Origin of the sequence: Longimicrobium sp., from assembly GCF_036280135.1 — a bacterium.
In the GTDB taxonomy this organism is placed as follows: Bacteria; Gemmatimonadota; Gemmatimonadetes; order Longimicrobiales; family Longimicrobiaceae; genus Longimicrobium.
Genome location: NZ_DASURI010000522.1, coordinates 1 through 4,506 on the forward strand (window position 1 = coordinate 1; position 4,506 = coordinate 4,506).

The 4,506-nt window shown below is 72.5% G+C and carries 3 protein-coding genes and 1 pseudogene; 3 read left to right on the top strand and 1 reads right to left on the bottom strand.

All coding sequences use genetic code 11. From position 1 onward, the window contains the following. On the top strand, positions 1-415 hold a 415-nt coding region (locus VFZ20_RS16855; RefSeq protein ID WP_329685080.1), incomplete at its 5' end, for a phosphopantetheine-binding protein. Between the two features lie 289 nt (positions 416-704). Here the strand turns inward: VFZ20_RS16855 and VFZ20_RS16860 are convergent. Next, positions 705-1,481 carry an aspartate/glutamate racemase family protein gene (locus VFZ20_RS16860; RefSeq protein WP_329685081.1) on the bottom strand — a complete coding sequence of 259 codons (777 nt, stop codon included), beginning with the start codon at positions 1,479-1,481 and terminating at the stop codon, positions 705-707. Between the two features lie 663 nt (positions 1,482-2,144). On the opposite strand from VFZ20_RS16860, the gene VFZ20_RS16865 reads away from it, so the two are divergent. Both VFZ20_RS16865 and VFZ20_RS16870 read left to right on the top strand, forming a co-directional pair. Further along, positions 2,145-3,947 carry a peptidase domain-containing ABC transporter gene (locus VFZ20_RS16865; protein WP_329685082.1) on the top strand — a complete coding sequence of 601 codons (1,803 nt, stop codon included), beginning with the start codon at positions 2,145-2,147 and terminating at the stop codon, positions 3,945-3,947. Beyond that, positions 3,947-4,506: pseudogene (locus VFZ20_RS16870) on the top strand (biotin/lipoyl-binding protein); the annotation flags it as partial. The gene VFZ20_RS16865 and the pseudogene VFZ20_RS16870, both read left to right, overlap by 1 nt.

A 4,506-nucleotide genomic window follows, 5' to 3' on the forward strand; every position in this document is an offset into this window, starting at 1 on the left:
CGAGGGGGCGGACGTGGAGGGGCTGCGGGCGCACCTGGGCGAGCGGCTGCCGGGGTACATGGTGCCGTCGGCGTACGTGCGGCTGGAGCAGCTGCCGCTGGGGCGCACGGGCAAGCTGGACCGCAAGGCGCTCCCCGCGCCCGAGGCGGACGCGTACTCCACCCGCGACTACGAGCCGCCCCTGGGCGAGACGGAAGAGGCGCTGGCGGAGATCTGGGCCGAGGTGCTGCGGATTGACCGGGTGGGACGGCGGGACAACTTCTTCGAGCTGGGCGGGCACTCGCTCCTGGCGGTGACGCTGCTGGACCGGATGCGCCAGCGGGGGCTGCACGCCGAGGTGCGCACGCTCTTCCTGTCCCCCGTCTTTGCCGACTTCGCGGCGAGCACGGACCAGGTGGTGGAGCTGCGGCTCTGAGCCGCGGCGCCTTTCTTCCTCCGCCTGGCGGAGCGCTGCTGATCCTGGCGGCGCGACGCCGGCGCAGAGGCGCGGGCCGATCCACGGAAGGCCCCGTGTGAGAATGCAGTTTCGCCCGGCGTGGCTCCTGGCCAGGAGGGACGGCGATCCCCCGGATCGAGAGACGTAGCGGAGGAACGAAGAAAGGACGCGGAGAAAGCAGCGCTTCTCCGCGTCCTCCGTTTGTCGTTCGCGTCCTCCGCGTGATCCGTCCCGGCCGCGATCGCGGGATCCGGCGCGGGACGGGCGCCTACGCCGTGGACGCGCTCATGAGGGCGCCGGGCAGGAACGGGATCCGCTCGCCCACGCCGTGCCCGGTGCCGGCCGCGTCGCGCGCGAAGCTCGACGCGATGGCCAGGAACGGGTCGATGCACCCCGGGTGCTCCACGCCCCCGTGCAGCGCGTTGGCCAGGAGGTGGATCTCCGAGCACCCCACGATGAAGCCGTCGGCGCCGTACCGGGCGCGCAGGGCCAGCACCAGGGGCGCCAGGGCGGCCGGGTCCGCCATCCGCTTGATCTGGTAGATCAGGTCGTCGTGCACAAGGTCCTGGTCGGCCTCGTCGGGAAAGACCACCCGGTCCGCCACCTCGCTCCACCCCGGCTCGCGCTCGAAGAGCGACAGGTAGCGCGTGCCCCGGGTGCACAGCATGAGGTAGCGCCCCCGCGCGCGGCGCAGCTGGCCCACGATCACCTCCGGCACGGAGACGATGGCCCGGCGCAGCTCCGCGGGAAGCCGGGGGAGCAGGTGGTGCGCCGTCGTGCAGCAGATCACCAGCCGCGTGGCGCCGCGCTCCAGCAGCCCGTGCAGCACCTCCTCCAGCAGGGGCGAGATGGTGTGCTCCTCGCCGGCCAGGAAGGCGGTGGTGCGGTCGGGGAACGCGGGGTTGGAGTCCAGGAGCACCCGGGGCGCGTCCTGCTCCCGCTCCCACGTGGCGCACCGGTACACCGTCCGCACGAACTCGGCGGACGCGAGCGGCCCGAGCCCGCCCACGATGCCCAGGACCTCTCCCCGTAGACTCTTCATCATATCCTTGGATGGTGCACGTGCGGACGGGATGGCGCGGCGCGTGGCCAGGCCGCGCGGCGGCCCGGGGAAGGGGATGCCGCCGCCGGGCCGGGCGCCCGGGGCGGTCCGGGGGGCCGGGGCCCGGCGAGCGGGACCCCTTTTATGCCACCGCCAAGAAAACCGGAGCGAAATGTAGCGGAATCTGTTCCCGACGAAAATGGGTCGCCCCGCCCGGCGGCGTCCCGGCGCGGGGGAGCGGGCCGGAACGCCCCGTGGATGGCGGGTTTTTGGGTGTACGGACGCGCCGGCCCACGCGCCCGCCGCCCGCCCGGAGGGGGGAGCGGCGGCGGGGTCCCGGGGGGCGGGGGGCGTGCTTCGCCTCCCCTCTGTTTCGGACCCGCTTCCCCAAACCGGCGCTTCCAGGTTAAGTTTGGGTCCTCGTCGCCAACGCCCCGCGCACCGCGCCGGCGCGCCCCGTGGGGCCGCCCGGTCCGGATCGCCCGTTCCCCGGGGAACGGGGGGTGGTTCGCGGCGTCGCGGGAACTTTGCTCCGCTGCTCTCCGCCCCCGGTGTGCACCGCGCTCCCTTTCCGCTCGTAGACGCCGAATTCCGCACTCCGCCTGCGCGTGCCGGCAGGCGCCGCCGCCGCGGGGTGCGTATCGCATTCGACCCGACCAGACGCTGATGGCCAAGTTCGGAAAAACCACCGCGCCCCCGCTTCGCGACGCGGTGAACCAGTACGGGCGCCTGATGGTGCTGCTGCGGCCCTACTGGGGACGGCTCACCCGGAGCATGCTGCTCGCCCTGGTGATCGGCCTGATCGGCATGGCGCCGCCGTACCTGTCCAAGCTGCTCATCGACGAGGTGTATCCCTCGCGGGACGTGACGCTCATGCACGTGCTGGTGGGCGGCCTGCTGGCGGTGGCCGTCTCCGTGGCGGCCATGGAGTCCATCCGCAACTACTTCCAGTTCCAGGTAAGCTCCCGGCTGGCCGACGCCGCGTCGCTCCTCTTCTTCAACCACGTGCAGCACCTGCGCGCGCGGTTCTTCGAGGAGCACCAGGTGGGCGAGGTGATGAGCCGGTTCGTGGACGTGCGCCAGGCGCTGAACACGGTGTCGCGGGCGTTCGGCACGGTGTTCATCCAGAGCGTGTACCTGGTCCTGGTGCCCCCGTTCCTGTTCCTGCTGCAGTGGCGGCTGGCCCTGGTGGCGCTGGCCTTCGCGCCCCTTACCGTGGGCGTCACGCTCCTCTCCACCCGCGTCCTGCGCACCTACTTCAAGCGCATGGCCGAGTCGTACGCCGAGTTCCGCGCGTACCAGGTGGAGGTGTACAGCCACATCCGCACCCTCAAGACCTTTTCCGTGGAGCACCAGGTGTTCGACCGCGCCAAGCACCAGGTGGACGTGGCGCTCGGGCACAACCTGCAGGGCGGCATCGTGGGGCAGGGGTTCACCCTGGCCAACGCCGTCCTGGCGGCGGTGTCCACGGCCGTGTTCACCTGGTTTGGCTGGACGCTCATCCTGCAGAAGGAGATGACGCTGGGCACCTTCATCGCCTTCGTGGCGTACCTGGCGTTCTTTACCCAGCCCCTCAAGGAAATCACGGCGATGTTCTCGGAGCTGCAGCAGTCCGCCGTGGGGCTGGGCCGCATGTTCGAGTACCTGGACGAGGAGGTGGAGCAGGACCCCGCCCTGGCCTACGGCCCGCCGCCCCCGGTGGAGCACCGGCTGCGGGGGCGGGTGGAGCTGCGCGGGGTGGGGTTCGGCTACCAGGCCGAGTCGCCGGTGCTGCACGACGTGAGCCTGGTGCTGGAGCCGGGGGAGCTGACGGCCGTGGTGGGGCAGAGCGGCGCGGGCAAGAGCTCGCTGCTGCGCCTGATCTGCCGCCTGGAGGAGCCCGTGGAGGGGCAGGTGCTCTTTGACGGCGTGCCCGCCGCGTCCATCTCCCTCCCCGACGTGCGCCGGCAGATCGCCGTGGTGTGGCAGGACACCAGCCTGCTCAAGGGCAGCATCTGGGACAACCTCACCATGGGGGTGTCCAACCCCAGCCGGGCGCTCGTGGACGACATCGTGGGGCTGTGCCGGCTCGACGAGCTCATGGCCAGGCTGCCCAAGGGGTACGAGACCCACGTGGCCGAGTGGGGCGCCAGCCTCTCCGGCGGCCAGCGCCAGCGCATCTCGCTGGCCCGTGCGCTCATCCGCGACACGCCCATCCTGCTCCTGGACGAGGCCACGTCCAACATCGACCAGCAGACGGAGGGCGCCATCCTGGAGGACCTGTTCTCGTACCGCGCGGGCCGTACCACGCTGTACGTGACCCACCGCGTGTCCACGGTGGCGGCGGCGGACAAGATCTGCGTCATGCGCGCCGGCCGCGTGGTGGGCGTGGGAGACCACCCGTCGCTCCTGGTGACCTGCGACGCGTACGCCGACATGGTGAGCGCCGGCGAGCCGGGGCGGCTGCAGGCCGCGCGGGGGCGGGGCTGATGCCGGCCACGATGCCTCCCGCCGCGCCCCGGCCCCGGCCCCGGCTCCTGCTCCCCGAGGTCTCGCCCCGGGTGGTGGGCGGCGGATGGGTTTCGCGCGCCGTCAGCCTCAGCCTCGTGATCTTCGCCCTGCTCCTGGGCAGCGGCATCCTGGGGGCCGTGCTCATCCGGCTCAAGGTGACCGTCGAGGGGACGGGCGCCCTGCAGCCGGGGGGGATCTGGTCCGTCCGCGCCGAGGAGCCGGGGGTCGTGCGCGACGTGCTCGTCCGGATGGGCGACACGGTGCGGGCCGGGGAGCCCGTGGCCCGGCTGGACTCGCTGCAGCTGGCCTCGGAGCTGGACCAGCTGCGGTCGCGCCGGCGGGTGCTGGAGTTCGACGTGCGCCTGGCGCGCACCTCCGTCCCCCTGGAGGCGCGCTCCGTGGCCGAAAAGCGCGCCGAGGCCGACGCCGCGCTCGTGCGGGCCAACGCCACGCTGCGCCAGCGCCTGGTGGAGCACGGGTTCGACCCCGACATCGACCGGGTGCGGCGGACGTACCAGCTGGGCTCCAACGTGGCCAT